Below are 19,656 nucleotides of genomic sequence, written 5' to 3' on the forward strand. Positions count from 1 at the left end.
CCACCCGAACCCTTTACTTCAGCCGTACCGCGTCGGTGCCCGGTCCGTCGAGCATCGCGGACCCCAGCAGGATGTCCGGAATGCCGAACCCGTCGATCAGTGTCTCGACGTGGGGGCGCAGGGTGCGGCAACGCTCGTTGATTCCGCGCGTCACGGCCTTCGAACGCTCCACCGACAGATGCCGGTGCTCCATGAACCAGGCCTTGTCCTCTTCGATCACGGACAGTGCGTAGAGATCGCACACCTCGCCGAAGAGTTCCTTTGCGGTCTCGTCCTCACACGAGTCGATGCCGGCGACGAATGCTTCCAGGATGACGCGCTCGATGTGCGCCTGAGCGGCTTTGAGTACGTGGTCCTGCACGAAGTTGAACGCGTCGAACGGGTTCTCCTCGCGCTTCTGTGCTGCCTGCAATCGCCTTGCCGCAGTGGCGAGTAGGTACTCTTCGCGGTCTTCGAACATCTTCATCTGGGTGCCGCGATTGAAGAGGCTGCCGTCCTCTTCGTTGTCCTGGCGAGTGTCGACGATCGTCTGCAGGATCTGCTGCGCTGCCGTGCGTTTCTTGACCACGTCGGAGACCGTCGTAGCGGCGAAGCGCATCCAGTCGACAGGGCTCATGCCGCGGACTTCGTCGGCGTAGGAGGTGAGGAGTTCTTTTGCGACCAACTGCGTCAGAACGTGGTTGTCACCCTCGAACGTGGTGAAGACGTCGGTGTCCGCCTTGAGTGCGGTGAGGCGGTTCTCGGCGAGATAGCCTGCGCCGCCGCAGGCTTCGCGTGCCTCCTGGATGGCCCGAGTGGCATGCCAGGTGTTGGCGGCCTTGAGTCCGGCGGCGCGACCTTCGAGTTCGCGCTGCTCCTGCGGATCCGGGTCGTCGCTGCTCTGGATGTCGTGCATCGCGGCTACGAGTTCGTTCTGTGCGAACTGCAGAGCGTACGAGCGGGCGATCAACGGTAGCAGGCGCTTCTGGTGGACGAGGTAGTCCATGATCAGGACTTCGTCGTCACTCTTCGGAGCACTGAACTGCCTGCGCTGCAGGGCATATCGACCGGCGATGGCCAATCCGACGCGGGCGGCCGCTGCCGCGGAACCACCGACGGTGACACGTCCACGAACCAGTGTGCCGACCATCGTGAAGAAACGACGGTTCGGGTTCTCGATCGCCGAACTGTACGTGCCGTCCTCGGCGACGTCGGCGTAACGGTTGAGTAGATTCTCACGCGGGATGCGGACCTGGTCGAAGACGATGCGGCCGTTGTCGACTCCGGGCAGTCCACCCTTGAGCCCGCAGTCGGACGTCGTGACGCCGGGGAGGTCGTTGCCGGCGTCGTCACGAATCGGCACGACAAAGCAGTGGACGCCCTGACTTTCGCCTCCGGTGATCAGCTGTGCGAACACCGCTGCGACGGTGGCGTGCTGGGCAGCGCCGCCGATGTAGTCCTTGCGAGAGGACGGAGTGGGGGAGTTGACGACGAACTCGCCCGTCTCGACGTCGTAGGTCGCCGTGGTTTCGAGTTCCTGGACGTCGCTGCCGTGACCGGTCTCGGTCATCGCAAAGCAACCGAGCAGGTCCAGATCGATCAGCGGCTTGACGTACGCCTGGTGGTGACGCTCGGTGCCGAGGTTTTCGATGGCGCCGCCGAACAGACCCCACTGGACGCCGGCCTTGACCATCAGTGAGAGGTCGGACATCGCGAGCATCTCGATGCTGGTGACGGCGCCACCCGCGTCGCCCGTTCCGCCGTGAGAGACGGCGAAACCGTTTGCGGCGTACCCGAGATCGGCGAGGACCCGCATCTGTTCGAGAGCCTTGGAGCGCGCAATGGCGGTGTTGGGTGTGTAGTGCGGAGCAAAACGTTCGTCGTTCAATTCGCCGCGAACGCGCTCACGCACCTCCCGCCAGCGTCCGTCGAGTGTTGTCCTGAGGTGGTCCGCTGTGGTGGCCATGGAACCGACGATAGCGCGTAGCGCACCGCGGGCAACCCGGTTCGATCCCAACCTCACATTCAGCAGGAGCCCGCGGCACCCGCTTCGATTCCTTGGCGGAAGAGTTCCTTCTCGCTCTCGGACATAGCCTGGTACGAAGGGTCGTTCTCGACGATCTTCAGGAAGTCGGCGCCCGCCGTCTGGGTCGACGTGTCGCCGCTCTGAACACGCTGCTGAACGTAGACGGACACCGCCGAACACCCGCCGAGAAACGCGGGGTCGGTGCTCGTCGCCGCGGTGGTTCGAGCCGAGTCGGTGGCGCTCGGCGGCGACGAAACTGTCGCCTTGTCGTCGTTCGAAGCGTCCGAACCACACGATGTGAGAAGAATCGCAGCCGAGACCATCAGCGTCGTCAACAGTCGCTTCATGCCCGGAATCGTCTCACGCGGGGCCCGGTTCGACCGGAAAACTCGCCTCGAGCACCGAAGTCCTACACCCTGTCGTTGTCAGATTCGACAGAACTGGGACACTGGAAGCCGTGACTGTGTCTTCCGGTGATCCCGACGTGCATGCAACGAACTCCGCTCGGCTCTTCGAACGTGCCGGCAACGTGATTCCGGGTGGCGTCAACTCGCCCGTCCGCGCGTTCGGTTCGGTCGGCGGAACACCGCGATTCATTCGCGAAGCATCCGGCTACACCCTCACCGACGTCGACGGAAACAACTACGTCGACCTGGTGTCGTCCTGGGGTCCGATGATTCTCGGGCACGCTCACCCGGCAGTCGTCGAAGCCGTTCGCGAAGCCGCGCTCGGAGGTCTCTCCTTCGGTGCGCCGACCGAAGGCGAAGTCGCTCTCGCCGAGGAAATCGTCGCCCGCGTCGCGCCCGTGGAAAAGGTTCGCCTGGTCAACTCCGGAACCGAAGCCACGATGAGCGCAGTCCGCCTCGCCCGCGGATTCACCGGGCGGACCAAGATCGTCAAGTTCTCCGGTTGCTACCACGGCCACGTCGACGCCCTTCTCGCCGACGCCGGATCCGGCCTCGCGACGTTCGGGCTGCCGACCTCTCCCGGCGTGACCGGCGCTCAAGCAGAAGACACCATCGTCGTGCGCTACAACGATCTCGACGCGGTGGCCGCGGCCTTCGCGGCCAATCCCGGCGCCATCGCGTGCGTCATCACCGAAGCTGCCGCCGGAAACATGGGCGCCGTCGCACCGCTTCCCGGTTTCAACGAGGGTCTGCGTCGTCTCACCCGTGAGCACGGCGCACTCCTGATCATGGACGAGGTGATGACCGGATTCCGCGTCAGTGCCTCGGGTTGGTACGGCATCGACAACGTCGCAGGCGACCTCTACACCTTCGGCAAGGTCATGAGCGGCGGCCTGCCTGCCGCAGCATTCGGCGGCCGCGCCGACATCATGGGCCACCTCGCACCGGACGGTCCCGTCTACCAGGCAGGCACCCTCTCGGGTAACCCCGTAGCCGTCGCCGCCGGACTCGCGAGCCTGCGCGCCGCCGACGCCGAGGTGTACGCCAAGCTCGGCCGGAACGCGACCGCCCTCGGCGACCTCATGACCCAAGCACTCACCGCCGAAGGCGTCGAACACCGAGTGCAGTACGCAGGCACCTTGGTGAGCGTGTTCTTCACCGAGAACACGGTGACCAACTACGACGAAGCCAAAGCCGCGCAGACCTGGCGATTCCCCGCCTTCTTCCACGCACTGCTCTCCCGCGGCGTGTACCCGCCGCCGAGCGCGTTCGAAGCGTGGTTCGTCTCCGCAGCCCTCGACGATCGAGCCTTCTCGATCATCGCCGACGCCATGCCTCACGCAGCCAAGGCCGCAGCTGCTGCCGTCAAGCCCTGACCAGTTCCCATTCCAGAACACCCGCACGCTTCCGACATCCATCATCTTCAGCGAGGACCCTCGACTGTGACCGACGCCGATCACCCCGACCACACGTCCACCCGCACCATCGTCCACGTCCTGCGCCACGGCGAAGTACACAACCCGCGCGGGATCCTCTACGGACGGCTCCCGGGCTTCCGGTTGTCGGTGGCGGGCGAAGCTCAGGCTCGTGCGGTCGCGTCGGTGCTCGCCGATCACGACATCACCCACGTGGTCGCGTCGCCGCTGCAGCGGGCGCAAGAGACCGCGACTCCGATCGCCGAGGCACACAAGCTCGACATCGTCACGGACGAAAACCTGATCGAGGCAGGCAACGAGTTCGAGGGTCTCAAGGTTGCCGTCGGGGACGGTGCGCTCTCGCGTCCGCGTCACTGGTGGAAACTGCGTGACCCGTTCACCCCGTCCTGGGGCGAGCCCTACCTGCAGATCGCGCATCGCATGCTCGCAGCCGTCAATGCCGCACGCGTCGCGGCAGTCGGACACGAAGCCGTCGTCGTCAGCCATCAGCTTCCGGTCTGGACTCTGCGTCGATTCCTGCAGGGTGAGCGTCTGTGGCACGATCCCCGTCACCGTCAGTGTGGACTGGCGTCGTTGACGTCACTGGTCTACGAAGGCGACACCCTGGTCGACATCGTCTACTCCGAACCTGCCGGCGCCTCCGACCCGAGAGTGACAGGAGCATGATTTCGCGCCGCATCGCCGCAGCATTCGCAGCCGCTGCGTCGGCGATGCTTCTTCTCTCGTCCTGCGCGACCGGCGACGACGCCGTCGCACAGGGCGGAACTTTCGACTTCGTCTCACCGGGCGGACAAACCAAGATCTTCTACGATCCGCCGTCCGACCGAGGCACCATCGGCAAGCTCTCCGGGCCCGATCTGATGAACGAAGGTCAGAAGGTCGGTGTCGAGGACTTCGAGGGCAAGGTCGTCGTCCTCAACGTCTGGGGTCAGTGGTGCGGACCGTGCCGCGCCGAAGCCGACGACCTGGAACAGGTCTACGAGCAGACCAAGGATTCGGGCGTGCAGTTCCTCGGCATCAACGTCCGCGACGACACCAAGAACAAAGCGCAGGACTTCGTGGTCGACAACAAGGTCTCGTACCCGTCGATCTACGACCCGTCGATGCGTTCGCTGATCGCCCTCGGTGACGGCTACCCCACGTCGGTCATTCCGACGACGATCGTCCTGGACCGCCAGCATCGCGTCGCCGCGGTGTTCCTCCAAGAACTTCTCGCCGAGGATTTGCTGCCCGTCGTCCAGCGAGTAGCTCAGGAAGACGCGCAGTAAAGATGACAACCACGACCACTACGCTGCTGGCCGGCAGCGACACATTGAGTGCCGGTGTGGGCGAAGCGTTTCAGAACGCGGCGTCGTCCGGTCCGCTTCTGCTCGCCCTCGGCGCCTGTGTGCTCGCCGGTCTGGTGTCGTTCGCTTCACCGTGCGTCGTGCCGCTCGTTCCCGGCTACCTGTCCTACCTGGCCGGCGTCGTCGGTGCCGACGCTCCCGCGATCACCGCCGAAGAAGCGAAGACGCGGACGATCACCCGGAGCAGTCGACTGAGGGTGGCCGGTGCGGCCGGACTGTTCGTCGCGGGCTTCACCGTTGTGTTCGTCCTCGCGACCGCGTCGGTATTCGGCGTAATCTCCACGCTGCTCGTCAACCGCGAGGTCCTGATGCGAGTGGGCGGTGTCGTCACCATCGCAATGGGTCTCGTCTTCATCGGGCTGATTCCGGCGCTGCAGAAGGACGTTCGTTTCGAACCGCGTCGCGTGTCGTCACTGGTGGGTGCGCCGCTGCTCGGGGGAGTGTTCGCTCTGGGCTGGACGCCGTGCCTCGGTCCGACATTGGCAGGCGTGATGTCCGTAGCGGCGGGAACCGACGGGATGACGGCCGCGCGTGGTGTCACGTTGATCGTCGCATACTGCATCGGACTCGGCCTGCCGTTCATCATCTTGGCGCTGGGATCCGCGCGCGCGCTGACCGGCGTCGGCTGGTTGCGTCGTAATGCACGCACCATTCAAATTTTCGGCGGAATCATGTTGGTGGCAGTGGGAATCGCCCTCGTCACCGGCGCGTGGGACCAGTTCGTCGGCTGGGTTCGCGACGCATTTATCTCGGAGGTGACGCTGCCGATATGACAGCTGACGACAATAACGACCACCCGAAACCCGTGCTGCCGAAGCAGTCGGTGATCGGTCGAGTCGTTGCACTCGGGCGCAACACCTGGCGCGGGCTCACCTCGATGCGGACCGCGCTGGTACTGCTGTTCCTCCTCGCGCTCGCTGCGATCCCCGGCGCCCTGCTGCCACAGCGAACCCTCAACGAGGGCAAGGTCACCGACTACATCGCCGCGCGTCCGACGCTCGGTCCGTGGATGGACCGCCTCGAATTGTTCGACGTGTTCAGCAGTTTCTGGTTCACCGCGATCTACGCATTGCTCTTCATCTCGCTGGTCGGCTGCATCCTGCCGCGTTGCGTGGAGCACGCGAAGGCGCTGCGCACCCGTCCGGTGAATGCGCCGCGCAATCTTGCTCGCCTGCCGCACCACACCACGAGCGTCGTGGACGGCGAGACTCCTGACGAACTTGCTGCCCGGGTGTCGAAAGAACTGCGCGGGTGGCGCGTCGAAACGCGTCGCGGCGATTCGAAATCACGACGCGAAGGCGAGATCACCATCTCGGCGGAGAAGGGATACCTCCGCGAGTTCGGCAACCTCGTGTTCCACCTCTCGCTGGTCGGATTGTTGATCGCGATCGCCGCGGGCAAGTTGTTCGGCTACGAGGGCAATCGCATCGTCATCGCCAACGACGGCCCCGGGTTCTGCACGACCTCGCCGGCAGTGTTCGACTCCTTCGTCGCCGGTCTGAGCCTCGACGGCACCGGCATGACCCCGCTGTGTGTACGTGTGAAGAATTTCCAGGCCGACTACCTCGAGACCGGTCAGGCCGAGATGTTCACCTCGGACATCTCGTACCAGGCAGGCGACGACCTCGAGTCCGATACCTGGCGGGACACGACCATCCAGGTGAACCACCCACTGCGGATCGCCGGCGATCGTGTGTACCTGCAGGGACACGGATACGCGCCGACATTCACCGTCACGTTCCCGAACGGTGAGACCCGCACCGAGACGCTCCAGTGGCGTCCGGACGACGCCACGACGTTCCTCAGCAGTGGCGCGATGCGCTTCGACCCGCCGGGCGGCATGTATCCCGATGCGGACGAGCGTCGGAAGAATCAGATTGCCATCGAAGGATTGTTCGCGCCCACCGCGCTGTTCCACGGCAACCTGCTGTCGTCGAGCTACCCGGCGATGAACGATCCGGCAGTCGCCATCGACATCTACAAGGGCGACACCGGACTCGATACCGGTAACCCGCAATCGCTGTTCGAACTCAACACCGAACTGATCAATCAGGGCCGACTGGTCAAGCAGGATCGAGTCAATCTGTTTCCGGGGGAGAGCGCGACGCTTGCCGACGGAACCCAGGTGCGATTCGATGGTGCCGTCGACTTCGTGAACCTGCAGGTCTCCCACGATCCCGCTCAGGTGTGGGTGTTGGTTTCGGCGTTGACCATGATGGCGGGCCTACTCGTCTCGCTCGTGATCAAGCGTCGCCGCGTCTGGGCACGTATCTATCCAGATGACGAACGACGTACTGTAGTAGAACTTGGTGGGCTTGCCCGCACCGACCACGCAGGCTGGGGCGACGAGTTCGACCGCCTCGCCGACCGCTTGCTGAAAAGCAATCCGACCACCGCGGTGAACCAACCGCACGCGCAGGAGAACGCCCGATGACAACGAACGAGACACTCGCGCAGTACAGCGACTGGGCCTTCAAGTCCGCCTTCACCGTGCTCGTGCTGGCGTTTGTGCTGCTCATCGTGCAGTACGCGTCGGCCAGAGCAAAGGCGGTTCAGGACAAGGAACTGGTCTCCGCCGGCGGTGTCGACGCATCCGTGCCTGGCAGGGTCGCGGAGACTCCGAGCAAGTCGCTCTCGGAACGATTCGGCGGAATGGGCCGAGCTGTCCTGGTCGTCGGAACGGTGCTGATCATCGCGTCGATCGTGCTCCGCGGATTTGCGACGGAACGATTCCCGCTCGGCAACATGTACGAATTCGTGGCGATGGCGTGTGCGGCGTCGTTGCTGGTCGGGCACGTCCTGTTGATCAAGCCGGCGTACCGTCCGATGTGGGTCTTCTTGCTGGTGCCGGTTCTGATCTTGATGTTCCTCGCCGGCACGGTCCTCTACGCCGACGCGGCTCCCGTGGTGCCGGCGCTACGCTCGTACTGGCTTCCGATTCACGTGACGATCGTCAGCGTCGGCTCCGGAATCTTCATGATCGGCGGTATCGCGAGCCTTCTGTTCCTGCTGCGACTGAAGTTCCCGCCCGGTGAGGAAGGCACGAGCATCGGTGGCCGGATCGCAGAGCGACTGCCGGATGCCCAGACTCTCGACCGCTTGGCGTACAAGAGCACGATCATCGCGTTTCCGCTGTTCGGCGCCGGCGTCATCCTCGGTGCCATCTGGGCGGAAGCTGCGTGGGGACGCTTCTGGGGTTGGGATCCGAAGGAGACGATGTCCTTCATCGCCTGGGTGATCTACGCGGCCTACCTGCATGCGAGGGCAACGTCCGGGTGGCGGGAGACGAAGGCCGCCTGGATCAACATCGCCGGTTTTGTTGCGATGCTGTTCAATCTCTTCATCATCAACATGGTCGTCTCCGGCTTGCACTCCTACGCGGGACTCACCTGATCCTCTCGAGGTACCGTGGGTGGCTGCCGACCGGTCTGTAGGTATTACCGGTCGGTACGTCAGGGGCGGGCAACAGTTACGATGCAGCTTGGCGAATTACTAGCTGTCTGGTAGCTGTGGGATCGACGAGGGGGAGCGGCGAGATGGTCGACAAGATTGAAGACGCCGGAGCAGGATTGTGGGAGCCGGTGCGCCCTGCCGAGCCGACGCGGCGCGAGCCGCGCGCATCCGCGCCCGAGCCGTCATCGGACTCGGTTCCCAGCGACGTTCGTAGTCTCTTCGTGGCCCCGGTCGACTCCGGGCCGCTCCAGCAAGTCGCCGGCCAGGCGCCCAGTGCACCCGCCGCTCCGCCGCCGACGACGACCCCAGCGGCTCCGGTACCAGGTCCCAAGACTCCGGTCATCCAGTATCCGGCAGCGCAGCCAGGCCCGATCAACGGCCAGTTCTCGACCTCGCCTGCGATGCCGATGCAGACCTACGAACCTACGAATCGTGGAGGGTCGCTTCCGGATTCACGAACTGGCGTTCCGCAGCCTGTTCAGAATTCGCAGCCTGTTCGGAACTCGCAGCCTGTTCAGAACCTGCATCCTGTTCAGAATTCGCAGCCCGGCCCGACGGCGCATTCATCCCCGAGACCGCTCCAGCAACCGCAGGCACCTTTTTCGCCCGGCGTCCATCCGCCCAATCCCGCGATTCGGCAGTTCGGTCATCCCGGCGCTGCGCCGGTGCAGAACGGCCACACCCTCCAGAATGGTCAGGCCGTGCCGATGGCCCCGCCGACGGCGCCACCTACTCGCGCTCCGATGCCGCAGACCGGACTCACCTCGGCTCCGGACAGTCGCTTCGAGTCCGCTCTCCCGATGACTGCGCAAGATCTCTCGGCTGCGCTCCTCGTCAAGCGGCCTGTCCGGCCTGCCCCGGTGGGTGGCTGGCGCAAGGCGCTGTACACGTTGTCCGGCCGATCGGTGAACCTCGGAAACGGTGCAAAAGAGCAGCACCTCGTCGAGTTGACGCGCCAGATCAACCAGCCGCTGCAGGGCTGCTACAAGGTTGCGGTGCTCAGTCTCAAAGGCGGCGTCGGAAAGACCACGACCACAGCGACACTGGGGTCGATGTTCGGCTCGATCCGCGGCGATCGCGTCGTCGCTGTCGATGCAAACCCCGACCGGGGAACGCTGAGCCAGAAGATCCCGCTCGAAACTCCGGCAACAGTGCGAAACCTGCTGCGCGACGAGAACAGCATCGAGAAGTACAGCGACGTCCGTGGCTACACATCGCAAAATCGACACCGGCTCGAAGTGCTTGCCTCCGACAGCGATCCAGCAGTTTCAGAGGCCTTCAGCGGTGGGGACTACACGCGCACGGTCGACATGCTCGAGAAGTTCTACAGCATAGTTCTGACCGATTGCGGCACCGGATTGATGCACTCGGCGATGCAGGCCATTCTCGAAGGTGCAGATTCGTTGATCGTCGTCAGTTCCGGTTCCGTCGAGGGTGCACGTAGCGCCTCCGCAACACTTGACTGGCTCGACGCTCACGGTTACAGCAGGCTGGTCGCCACGTCCGTAGCTGTCATCAACGCGGTACGGTCTCGGTCGGGCAAGGTTGATCTGCCGCGGGTCGTCGAGCACTTCGAGCAGCGCTGTCGAGCGGTGAAACTGATTCCGTTCGATCCGCATTTGGAAGAGGGCGCCGAAATCGATCTGGACCGGCTGCGTCCAGGTACTCGGGAAGCGGTGCTGGAGTTGGCTGCGGTGGTTGCCCAGGACTTTCCGGCCTCCCCGTTCGCGTTGACGGGGAGGTAATCGGATAGCCGGGTGAGCCCGGACGCTACGTCGACGCGTCAGTCGGCGGTACGTCCGGACCTTCCGTGCGCTTGCGTCGTGTTTGCTGGTTCACATTCCACAGGAATTCGGGATCGTCATCCGGCCCGCGTACACCGCTCACCGGGGTGCGCGTCGACGGATCGGGCCCAAATGCCTTCCACATCAGAACGATCAATGTCACCAAACCCACCAACGCCAACAGATACAACACGGCGCACCTCCTCAGGGAACTGAAGTCGAGCCTACTCAGTCTCCGCCCCGCTTCACCAGAAGTGGTGCGGACAAGCGTTTCGGCTCAGTGCGCTAGTGCTGTATCTGTCGGGTACTGCAAGATCTCTCGGGTACCGCAAAGTGCTTCGAAGTGAGCTGAAGTTGCTCAGTTGTTGTCTGCTTCGGTGGTCAGCGAGCGCAGAAGCTGCATGACCTCGGTCTCACGGAATCGACGATGTCCTCCTGGCGTGCGAAGCGAGCCCAGTCGTCCTGCGTGTGCCCAGCGGGTCACGGTCTTGGGATCGACATGAAACAATGCCGCTACCTGTCCGGGCGTCATGAGTGCGTCTGCGGCGGTATTGAAGGTTGGTGCGCTCATTGTGAGGTCCTCCATCTTGATGTCGAACGTTTGACGAACAGTGATTCCGAACCGAGCAGTGATTCCGAACTTTGGTTCCGAACCGGTGTGTCGACCAGTTGCCAAAAACCTGCGTCGAGTTTGTTTCGAAGTCCTTCGCTCACATTCGACCGTTTTCTGAGTGGTAGCGCAATGTTTGCACAGATATAGCCGGGTAGTCGATCTTTCAAGAAAAAGTAATGTTTAAGTAAAGGACAAAATGGATATAGCGGGCTCGGTCCCACCCGTATTCGGAATGGGTAACCTGAGAGGGTGAGTCAGTTGTCTGAAAACCCCGAAAATGTTCCTTCTGAGCCGGTCAAGGCCAGTAAACCTTCCGCAAACTCTGGGCAAGCAAAGTCGGCTTCCGGGCCGGTGACCAAGGGTCAACTAGCCCGCGACGTGGTGCTGTACTCGGTCGCTCGGCTGCTGCTTGTCGTCGTGATCGGTGCCGTCATCATCGGTGGCGGAAAGCTCGCCGGCACGGACGTTCCCTTGATCGTCGCGGCGCTGTTCGCAGTTCTGATCGCGCTGCCGCTGTCGTTGCTGCTCTTCGCGAAACTGCGCAAGCGTGTTAATGCGGGCATTGCGGCGGTCGACGCCCAGCGTCGGTCCGATCGTGACGATCTTCGCTCCAAGCTGCGCGGAGACGGGCGGTGACCACGGGGTCGCTCGACGTCGACCGTCGGACCTCACGCCAGTGGGTCGACAACGCGGTGCGGTTGATCGAAGCCGACGCGCAACGCAGCGCGGACACTCACCTGCTGCGCTATCCGCTGCCGAGTAACTGGACCGTCCAGCTTTATCTGAAGGACGAGTCGACCCACATCACGGGGAGTCTCAAGCATCGACTCGCACGGTCGCTTTTCCTCTACGCGATCTGCAACGGCTGGGTTACCGAAGAGACCACTGTCATCGAAGCGTCGTCCGGATCGACGGCTGTCAGCGAGGCGTATTTCGCGAAGTTGCTGGGCCTGGATTTTGTCGCGGTGATGCCCGCGAGCACGAGTCCCGCCAAGATCGCGTTGATCGAGGCGCAGGGGGGACGTTGTCATTTCGTGAGCGATCCGTCGTCGATCTACTCGGAATCGCATCGGCTCGCGAGTGAGTTGAACGGTCACTACATGGACCAGTTCACCCACGCCGAGCGCGCGACGGATTGGCGCGGAAACAACAACATCGCCGAATCGATCTTCACTCAGCTCGAACACGAGGAACATCCGATTCCCGACTGGGTGGTCGTCGGAGCCGGGACGGGCGGAACCGGTGCCACGATCGGCCGCTTTCTTCGTTACCGGAAATTCGACACGGGGCTGTGCGTGGTGGACCCGGAGCACTCCGTGTTTTTCGACGCGTGGCGAGCGAGCGATCCGTCGATCGTCGGTACTCGAGGTTCCCGGATCGAGGGCATCGGCCGTCCGCGCGTCGAACCGTCGTTTGTCGGTCAGGTGGTCGACCGAATGATCAAGGTGCCGGACGCAGGCTCGATCGCGGCCGCCCGGCACGCCAGCGCAGCCCTGGGGCGCAAAGTGGGCGGCTCGACGGGGACGAACCTGTGGGGAGCTTTTGCGTTGATTGCCGAAATGATGGCGGCCGGGCGCAGCGGCAGCGTCGTCACCCTCCTGTGCGACGGCGGAGAGCGTTACTCAGGCACGTATTACAACGACGAATGGGTGGCTTCGGAAGGGATCGACCTGCTCGGCCCGACGACAGTGCTGGACGAGTTCGTCCGTTCGGGTGCGTGGACGGCCAGTTCCTGAATCGCCGGCGCCGGACCGTGTGACGGGCGGCTCATCGTCACGCGCGGCCAGGCGTCCAACCCGGACGACTGCTCGTCCGTTCTGATGCGTATCAGGCCGGGGGAGAGCGTGTTCTCGGCCAGACGCACGAACCCGAGTCGCTCGTAGTACGGCGCGTTCCACGGAACGTCGACGAACGTCGTCAGAGTCACGAGATCGTGGTGATGGTCCGCCGCCCATTCGGTGACGGCGTCGATCAGCTGTGCTCCGAGGCCTTTCCGGGCATGATCGGGGTGAACGGAGACCTGTTCGATATGCGCGCCGCCGTCCACGATCTCGACGAGTGCGTACGCAACGGGTACGTCGTTCGCGTCGGTCTGAACCCAGATGTGCTCGGCTGCGAGAAAATCGTTCAACTCGTCGAGCGTCGGCGGTGGATCGTCTGCGATGGCGTCCATCCCGATGTCTCGGAACGGTTCGCCCGCGGCGATCTCGATCTGTTGCAGTGCGGGTAGGTCGGTGGATATGGCCGAGCGGATCACAGAAACCGTTTTACCTCGAGAAGTGCGTTTCTCCCAGCGCTACGCCTTCTGTAACGCAAACCTACGCAACCGTAGGTTGTGTATCGTTTGGTCAAGGGGCACTTCTCCAGCGAGGGCGGATCATGGGCAATCCTGAAGTTTCACTCGACAATTACGAGGCTGTGTACGAGTACTACCGCAGTCATCAGCAGAACCGATTCGTGGCGAAGCTCGCTTATGCCGCATTGGCGCTGAAGTACCGCCCGCGAGTGAGGTACGCGCCGGGTGCGGAAGGTGCGCTGAAGACTCTGCTGGAACGTAAGACGCAGTTGGTCGTGGCAGTCAATCATCTGACCGAGAGCGACCAGTTCACGCTCGCCGCGACCGCGTGGCGTACTCCGTTGCGTCGAGTGATCGGACGGACCCGGGTCCTCGCCAAAGACGAACTCTTCGTTGATCCTTCACAGCGCAAGAAGGTCGACATGATGGGCAGCATCCCGGTTTTTCGCAGCAAGAACTACGGCCTCCGTGCAGTTTCGGATGCCGGCCGAGTGATGATGGACGTCGCGGCCGAGCGGCTGGGCAACGGGGACTGTCTGGCGATTTTCCCGGAAGGGACGTGCAACACCGAAGATCCGACGCGGCTGCAGCACGTCAACAGCGGAATCGGCCACATCGTCGCGCGCGCCGAGAAGTTGGGATGCTCACCGGCACTGGTGTCGATCGGCATCAATTACGGTCCAGTGGCCGGCGACGTCAAGGCTGCGAGTGTCTTTGTCGGAATGCCGGTGACCGAACTTCCGGACAAGCCGATGGATATCGCCCGAACTGTGCAGGCCGACTTGCAGGTGGCAGTGGACGGGGCCGTCGCCGGGTACTAGGCGCGCCTGTCAATTTTGGTTGACAAATTCCGGTTGTCAACCTAAATTGACAACATGACCGAAGCAACCTCTCTCGCTGCTGCCGCCGGTAGCCCGGATCCCACCGAGGGATTGCGTGCTGTTCGAGCGCTGCGTCGTCTTCTCGAAAAACTCGAGGCCATTCAGGTCGCCAATGCGCGCCGTCACGGATGGTCCTGGCAGGCGATCGCGGAAGCTCTCGAGGTCAGCCGTCAAGCCGTCCACAAGAAATACGCGTCCGCGCAGTCGGAATCGATGCTGCGTTCACTGCGCGAGAAGGGCAGGTAATTGCCATGTTCGAAAGGTTCTCCGCACAGGCTCGAGGCGTCGTTGTCGATGCTGTCGCCGGCTCCGGTCCTGTCACGCCGATGGAACTTCTGACCGCGCTGATCACCTCTGATCGGGGCATCGCCACCGAGGTGCTCACCGAGTCTGGTGTCACGCTCGACGTGATCCGCCACGCCGGCGCCGGATCGAACGAAGGTAGCTCCAACAATTTCGACGACGACGCCGAGATACTCAAGTCGATCGGCATCGATCTCGATGCGGTTCGGGAGAGTCTCGAGCAGTCCTTCGGCGAAGGTGTGCTGGACGAGACTCCTGTGCCGGACGGCGTCGACACTTCTCGCAAGAGCCGATTCGGGTTCCCTCGTTCACGATTCGAGAAGGACTCCAAGAAGGTGTTGGAACTCTCGCTCCGTGAAGCGCTCGCGCACAAGGACAATCGCATCGGCGCCGAACACATCCTGCTCGGCATCCTGCGTGTCGCCGACGGGCCTAGCCGTCAGGCCCTCGAAACGCAGGTCACGATGTCGGTGATCCGTGAGCGCTTGGAAGCGAAGATGAATCGCGCCGCCTAGATTCGGCACGGCTCCGCATGCACGGGGCGGGATGTGCCAGCATTCAGACATGACATTTCTGGCACGTCTCATCATCAACGGCATAGCCATCTGGCTGGCGTCGGCGTGGGTCACCGGCATCACGATCGCCAACCACGACAACGGCACCTGGGGCACGGTTCTCGTGATCGCGGTGATCGCTTTGATCTTCACGGTGGTCAACGCGTTCATCAAGCCGGTAGTGCAGCTTCTCTCGCTACCGCTGCTCATCCTGACTCTCGGATTGTTCACGCTCGTGATCAACGCCCTCATGCTGATGCTGACGGCGTGGATCTCGTCCGGAACGTCCTACGGCTTGACGGTCGACGGCTTCTGGACGGCAGTCTGGGGCGCGCTGATCATCTCGATCGTGAACTTCCTGCTCAGCGCGTTCGTCCCGGACAACCGTTGAGTCCGTCGACTTTCAGGCGAGACTGAGCGCAACTGCGGTCGCGGCACCCCAGACGAGCATGGCGAGTCCGGTGTCGCGCAACGCGGGGATCAGGGCCATACCCTGCCCGCCCGAACGCAGTGGGGCGTTGGCTCGGATTGCCAGTGGCAACGCCAGCAATCCGAGCAATGCCCACGGAGTGCGCAGGATCAGCAGCAGGGTCGCGACGAACGGGACGGCCAGCAGGATCACGTGCAGTGTGCGGGTCTTGGCGTCGCCGAGCCGGACTGCGAGAGTGATCTTTCCGGACTCGGTGTCGGTCGGGATGTCTCGAAGATTGTTGGCAACGAGCACCGCGCTCGAGAACGAGCCGATGGCGATCGCGCCGGCCAGCCCGGCCAGATCCACCCGTTCGGCCTGTACGAACTGAGTTCCCAGCACTGCAATCAGTCCGAAGAAGATGAACACGGCGATCTCGCCGAACCCGCTGTATCCGTAAGGCTTCTTGCCGCCGGTGTAGAACCAGGCACCGATGATGCAGAACACGCCGACCGCAACCAGCCACCAGGCTGTGGTCGCCGCCAGAACGAACCCGGCTACCGCGGCAACGGTGAAGCAGCTGATCGCCGCGGCCTTCACGGCTCCGGGACTGACCAACTTCGATCCGACCAAGCGCAGTGGCCCGACGCGGTCGTCGTCCGTTCCGCGGATTCCGTCGGAGTAGTCGTTCGCGAAATTCACCCCGACGATCAAGGCCAAGGAGACGATCAGTGCCAGGAGCGCCTTCCACCACACTGCGAGGTCCAGGGACGCCGCGGCTCCGGTGCCGACCAGCACGGGCGCAATCGCGTTCGGGAGTGTGCGCGGCCTCGCGCCTTCGATCCATTGAGCAGCTGTTGCCATACAACGATCTTTGCACTGTGCAATACGATCGAACGCGGTGGATCAGCACATGACTCGAGACGTGAGTGAGCGCGCCAGGTACGCGCAGTCGGGCGAAGACCTGGCAGACATTGCCTTGCTCGGACCCGTTTCGACCAAAGTGGGCGGTCGTCTGGTTCCGTTGCCGGGTCCGCGAGCTCGAACTCTGCTGGTTGCGCTGGCTCGCAATCCGGGTGAGCCACGTACCGCGCAGAGCCTGATCGACGACGTCTGGGGGCTGGAGCCGCCGCGCTCACCGATGAACGCCCTCCACACTCAGGTCTCGCGCCTGCGATCTGCACTCCCGGACGGGGCCCTCGAAGTCACGGCGGCCGGATACCGGCTCACTCTCGCTCGGGAGCGTGTCGACCTGGCCAGGGCAGCGGACGCCGCCCGTGGTCTGCGCACCGTCGGCGCCGAAGCGTCCGAAGCGCTCGCCGTCACGACCGCGTCATTGCGCCTGTGGCGCGGTACCCCCGGGAGTGACGTCGTCGGCGACGTTGCAGATCGTCTGGCGCTCGACGCAGGCCGGGTGTACGACGAACTGGAGACGGCGCAGATCGACGCGTTGCTCACATTGGGGGAGTACGCGGCAGCCATTCCCCTGGTGCGCGGACGCCATCTGGCGAGCCCATTCGACGACACAGCGGCCGAGGCGTTGATGCGTGCACTCGCCGGAGCAGGCCGAGTCAACGAGGCACTCGAAGTGTTCGCGGAGTTCCGCAACCACCTCGCCAATCGCCTGGGCGCTGATCCGTCACCCGCACTGGTGACTCTCAACGCGGAACTTCTCGGGGCACCTGCGGCTACACCGCGGGCCGCGCGTGCGATCGGTCTCCGCGCTGCCCCCAACACCTTGCTCGGTCGCGACAACGACATCGACCAGATCGAATCCTTGCTCGCCCGCTCGCGCGTCGTCACCATTCTCGGACCTGGTGGCGCCGGAAAGACCCGTCTCGCACACGAATTGGGCCTGCGCGGATCCGTGAACCAGCCGGGCGTCTCGGTGGTCCTCGTGGAGTTGGCGTCGTTGCGCAGCAGCGAAGATGTCATCGCGGCCATCGGAGGCACCCTCGGAATCAGCGAATCCGATCTGGCGCCAGGCAAATTGACCGTCGGCCGAACGCATTCGGCGAGAGAGCGACTCAAAGAGGCGCTGTCCGCCGGTCCGATGTTGCTCATCCTCGACAATTGTGAGCACGTGATCGGCGCGTGTTCGGAGATCGTGGCCGAGATGATCGCGGCCGGTCGTCAGCTGACGGTTCTGACCACCAGTCGTTCTCCGCTCATGATCAGTGCCGAGGCGGTGTACCCGTTGCCGCCGTTGGCGATCGAAGACGGAACCGGCTCGGCAGTCGAACTCTTCTCGGCGAGAGCCCGTGCGGTGCGGCCGTCTGTTCATCTGGACGTCGACGCGGTAGTCAAGCTGTGTACGACGCTCGACGGACTCCCGCTGGCGATCGAGCTCGCTGCCGCGCGGGTCCGCACCATGAGCGTCGACGAAATCGGTTCGAGACTGCGAGACAGGTTCGCGTTGTTGCGCTCCGATGATCCGACGTCTCCGGATCGGCATCGCACCCTGCACGCGGTGATCGACTGGAGCTGGAATCTGTTGGGCAGCGGGGATCAGATTGCGTTGCGTCGATTGTGCCGATTCCCGGCCGGCTTCACCCTTTCTTCGGCGCAGGCCGTTGCCGGGTGGGGCGAGTTGACCGATGTGGCAAGTGCCGTCGAAGCGCTGGTGAATCAGTCACTTCTTTCCGTCAGCGACGGGCAGGGAGATCTTCGGTACTACATGCTCGAGACTGTCCGTGAATACGGCGAGGAGCAACTCGCCGCGTCCGGGGAGGGACCGGAAGTGATTCGGCGCCTCGACGACTGGGCGATTGCGATCGCCGAGGATGCCGTCGTGCGTGCACGGACGGATCAGCTCCGTCTGATTGCCGACCTCGACGCCGAGCACGACAACCTTCTGGCTGTACTTCGCTGGGCCGTGGAACGCGGCGACGCGGTGACCGTAGCCAACGTCTTCCCCGTCCTTGCGATTCTGTGGGCCGTACGAGGATCGAACTCGGAAATCTCGAACTGGGCGTCGAAGATCGTCGGGGCGACCGCGGACAACGATCTGCGCGACGTGAATGCAGAACTGGTGGGCGCTACGTTCATCCTGGTGGCGATGCATCTCTTCTTCGGAGAGGCCGATCGAAACCATGCCCGTGCGCGGATCCGACTTCGAAAGCTGTTGCGTGAGCGCGATGATCTCGGTCCGTTGTTCGCATTTCTGATCAAGCTGACCACGAGTGGGATCGCCAACCACAAACTTGCGCGGTTGGTGGCCGAAGGCGTTCGCAGTTCCGATCCCGAGACCCGAATGGCGGCGCTGTCCGCGCGTTCGAACATGCGGGAGAACATCGGAGATCTGCGCGGTGCGTTGCTGGACGGGGAGACTCTGTTCGACTACGCCACCAGCATCGGTGACGAGTGGGGTCTGGCGATGGCGGCCCAACATGTCGGGTCGGTTCACAGCCAATCCGCCCGCTATGGCGAGGCCATCGAGTTCTACGCGATCGCGGCGGCGTCGATGGAACGCCTCGGTGCGCGTGACGAGGCGATGCAGCTCATCTGCTTTCAAGCCGGAGCAATGATCGCGGCCGGTGACACCGCTGGTGGTCGGGTGCTTCTCGATCGTGCACGTCCGGCATTGGCGCATTCGGGTGGGACCGGGGCCATCGAAACCGATCAACGGCGCGCGGCGCTCATAGCGAGTATCGCCGAGGCGGATCTCGCGGACGGCCGTATCGACGAGGGCTTGGCTCGGTATCGAGAAGCGCTGGAGCTGTTGGGTTCTGCGATCGAGAACATCTTCGGTGATCCCTTCGTCGTTCTGCTCGGTGCCGCGGCTGTGTGCGCTCACGCAGTTCACGGCCGGCACGAACTGGTGGCGGGCCGCGTTCTGCAGATGAAGGAGTCGAGTGCTCTCAAGCTCGATCCCAACGGTTACGCGGACCTGCCGCTCGCGGGTTCGTTGGCGTCGGCGATCGGGTCGTTCGATCTTGTCACGGGCAACATCGAACGCGGAGTCGAACTGATGGCTTTGTCGTTGAAAATGCCGGGGAGACAAGACTTCGTCTCGCTCCATCACGCGCGCCTCTCCGACTTCGCGGTTGGTCTGGTCGGAGCCGACAGGTGGTCTGTGGAAACCGAGAAGGTATCGGGTTACTCACGCAGAGCGGTCCGCGAAGCAGTGTTGGCTGCGCTTCGCGGACCGGTGCTGGACTAGGTCTGGA

Annotated in this window: 20 protein-coding genes; 14 read left to right on the plus strand and 6 right to left on the minus strand. The window is 63.5% G+C overall.

What is annotated here, in order from left to right; genetic code table 11:
- Nucleotides 1–13 precede the first annotated feature (13 nt).
- Entirely contained in the window at nt 14–1,945 is a 1,932-nt protein-coding gene (locus KTR60_RS08300) for an acyl-CoA dehydrogenase (protein ID WP_024487810.1), read from the minus strand.
- A gap of 59 nt (nt 1,946–2,004) precedes the next feature.
- Nucleotides 2,005–2,352 (minus strand): hypothetical protein, encoded by a 348-nt coding sequence (locus tag KTR60_RS08305; protein WP_007735283.1) that lies wholly within the window; start codon nt 2,350–2,352, stop codon nt 2,005–2,007.
- A 110-nt stretch (nt 2,353–2,462) separates the two neighbouring features.
- Between KTR60_RS08305 and hemL the strand changes: the two genes are divergently transcribed.
- The 7 genes from hemL (at nt 2,463) to KTR60_RS08340 (ending at nt 10,392) form a co-directional block, all read left to right on the plus strand.
- The gene (hemL, locus tag KTR60_RS08310; protein ID WP_037129903.1) at nt 2,463–3,788 is read left to right on the plus strand and encodes a glutamate-1-semialdehyde 2,1-aminomutase; all 1,326 of its coding nucleotides are present in this window, start codon (nt 2,463–2,465) and stop codon (nt 3,786–3,788) included.
- Between the two features lie 66 nt (nt 3,789–3,854).
- Complete coding sequence (locus KTR60_RS08315; protein ID WP_003941868.1) at nt 3,855–4,514, plus strand: histidine phosphatase family protein; 660 nt, start codon at nt 3,855–3,857, stop codon at nt 4,512–4,514.
- Nucleotides 4,511–5,116 (plus strand): TlpA disulfide reductase family protein, encoded by a 606-nt coding sequence (locus KTR60_RS08320; RefSeq protein WP_007735280.1) that lies wholly within the window; start codon nt 4,511–4,513, stop codon nt 5,114–5,116. Before KTR60_RS08315 ends, KTR60_RS08320 begins: the two co-directional genes overlap by 4 nt.
- 2 nt (nt 5,117–5,118) lie before the next feature.
- Nucleotides 5,119–5,967 carry a cytochrome c biogenesis CcdA family protein gene (locus KTR60_RS08325; RefSeq protein WP_007735278.1) on the plus strand — a complete coding sequence of 283 codons (849 nt, stop codon included), beginning with the start codon at nt 5,119–5,121 and terminating at the stop codon, nt 5,965–5,967.
- Nucleotides 5,964–7,628, plus strand: a complete 1,665-nt coding sequence (gene resB, locus KTR60_RS08330; RefSeq protein ID WP_042453041.1) for a cytochrome c biogenesis protein ResB — start codon at nt 5,964–5,966, stop codon at nt 7,626–7,628. The genes KTR60_RS08325 and resB overlap by 4 nt, the downstream gene beginning before the upstream one ends.
- Entirely contained in the window at nt 7,625–8,587 is a 963-nt protein-coding gene (gene ccsB, locus KTR60_RS08335) for a c-type cytochrome biogenesis protein CcsB (RefSeq protein WP_047268895.1), read from the plus strand. Before resB ends, ccsB begins: the two co-directional genes overlap by 4 nt.
- A 143-nt stretch (nt 8,588–8,730) precedes the next feature.
- Nucleotides 8,731–10,392, plus strand: a complete 1,662-nt coding sequence (locus KTR60_RS08340; protein ID WP_228402025.1) for a MinD/ParA family ATP-binding protein — start codon at nt 8,731–8,733, stop codon at nt 10,390–10,392.
- Between the two features lie 25 nt (nt 10,393–10,417).
- Here KTR60_RS08340 and KTR60_RS08345 read toward each other — a convergent pair whose 3' ends face one another.
- Both KTR60_RS08345 and KTR60_RS08350 read right to left on the minus strand, forming a co-directional pair.
- Nucleotides 10,418–10,624 carry a hypothetical protein gene (locus KTR60_RS08345; protein ID WP_003941996.1) on the minus strand — a complete coding sequence of 69 codons (207 nt, stop codon included), beginning with the start codon at nt 10,622–10,624 and terminating at the stop codon, nt 10,418–10,420.
- 165 nt (nt 10,625–10,789) lie between these two features.
- The gene (locus tag KTR60_RS08350; RefSeq protein WP_003942029.1) at nt 10,790–11,002 is read right to left on the minus strand and encodes a BldC family transcriptional regulator; all 213 of its coding nucleotides are present in this window, start codon (nt 11,000–11,002) and stop codon (nt 10,790–10,792) included.
- Nucleotides 11,003–11,293: 291 nt separating this feature from the next.
- On the opposite strand from KTR60_RS08350, the gene KTR60_RS08355 reads away from it, so the two are divergent.
- A complete protein-coding gene (locus tag KTR60_RS08355; protein WP_030535490.1) occupies nt 11,294–11,680 on the plus strand; it encodes a DUF4229 domain-containing protein in 387 nt (128 codons plus the stop codon).
- Nucleotides 11,677–12,780, plus strand: coding sequence for a PLP-dependent cysteine synthase family protein (locus tag KTR60_RS08360; RefSeq protein WP_003941980.1), 1,104 nt, complete (start codon nt 11,677–11,679; stop codon nt 12,778–12,780). Before KTR60_RS08355 ends, KTR60_RS08360 begins: the two co-directional genes overlap by 4 nt.
- Here the strand turns inward: KTR60_RS08360 and KTR60_RS08365 are convergent.
- A complete protein-coding gene (locus tag KTR60_RS08365; protein ID WP_054187825.1) occupies nt 12,678–13,301 on the minus strand; it encodes a GNAT family N-acetyltransferase in 624 nt (207 codons plus the stop codon). The two genes, KTR60_RS08360 and KTR60_RS08365, sit on opposite strands and share 103 nt — an antisense overlap.
- Before the next feature lie 122 nt (nt 13,302–13,423).
- On the opposite strand from KTR60_RS08365, the gene KTR60_RS08370 reads away from it, so the two are divergent.
- From KTR60_RS08370 to KTR60_RS08385, 4 genes are read left to right on the plus strand one after another with little or no spacing between them, the layout of a single operon-like run.
- A complete protein-coding gene (locus KTR60_RS08370) occupies nt 13,424–14,161 on the plus strand; it encodes a lysophospholipid acyltransferase family protein (RefSeq protein ID WP_065352133.1) in 738 nt (245 codons plus the stop codon).
- Between the two features lie 54 nt (nt 14,162–14,215).
- Nucleotides 14,216–14,467 (plus strand): HTH domain-containing protein, encoded by a 252-nt coding sequence (locus KTR60_RS08375; RefSeq protein WP_003941869.1) that lies wholly within the window; start codon nt 14,216–14,218, stop codon nt 14,465–14,467.
- 5 nt (nt 14,468–14,472) lie between these two features.
- Entirely contained in the window at nt 14,473–15,039 is a 567-nt protein-coding gene (locus KTR60_RS08380; protein WP_065352134.1) for a Clp protease N-terminal domain-containing protein, read from the plus strand.
- 49 nt (nt 15,040–15,088) lie between these two features.
- A complete protein-coding gene (locus KTR60_RS08385; RefSeq protein WP_003941998.1) occupies nt 15,089–15,469 on the plus strand; it encodes a phage holin family protein in 381 nt (126 codons plus the stop codon).
- 12 nt (nt 15,470–15,481) lie between these two features.
- Here KTR60_RS08385 and KTR60_RS08390 read toward each other — a convergent pair whose 3' ends face one another.
- Nucleotides 15,482–16,351: a 1,4-dihydroxy-2-naphthoate polyprenyltransferase gene (locus KTR60_RS08390; protein ID WP_019744341.1), complete on the minus strand. Its 870-nt coding sequence runs from the start codon at nt 16,349–16,351 to the stop codon at nt 15,482–15,484.
- A 49-nt stretch (nt 16,352–16,400) separates the two neighbouring features.
- On the opposite strand from KTR60_RS08390, the gene KTR60_RS08395 reads away from it, so the two are divergent.
- Entirely contained in the window at nt 16,401–19,649 is a 3,249-nt protein-coding gene (locus KTR60_RS08395) for a BTAD domain-containing putative transcriptional regulator (RefSeq protein ID WP_065352870.1), read from the plus strand.
- Nucleotides 19,650–19,656: the final 7 nt, after the last annotated feature.

The sequence above is a fragment of the Rhodococcus sp. C1 genome (assembly GCF_020809065.1).
Lineage (GTDB): Bacteria > Actinomycetota > Actinomycetes > Mycobacteriales > Mycobacteriaceae > Rhodococcus_F > Rhodococcus_F qingshengii.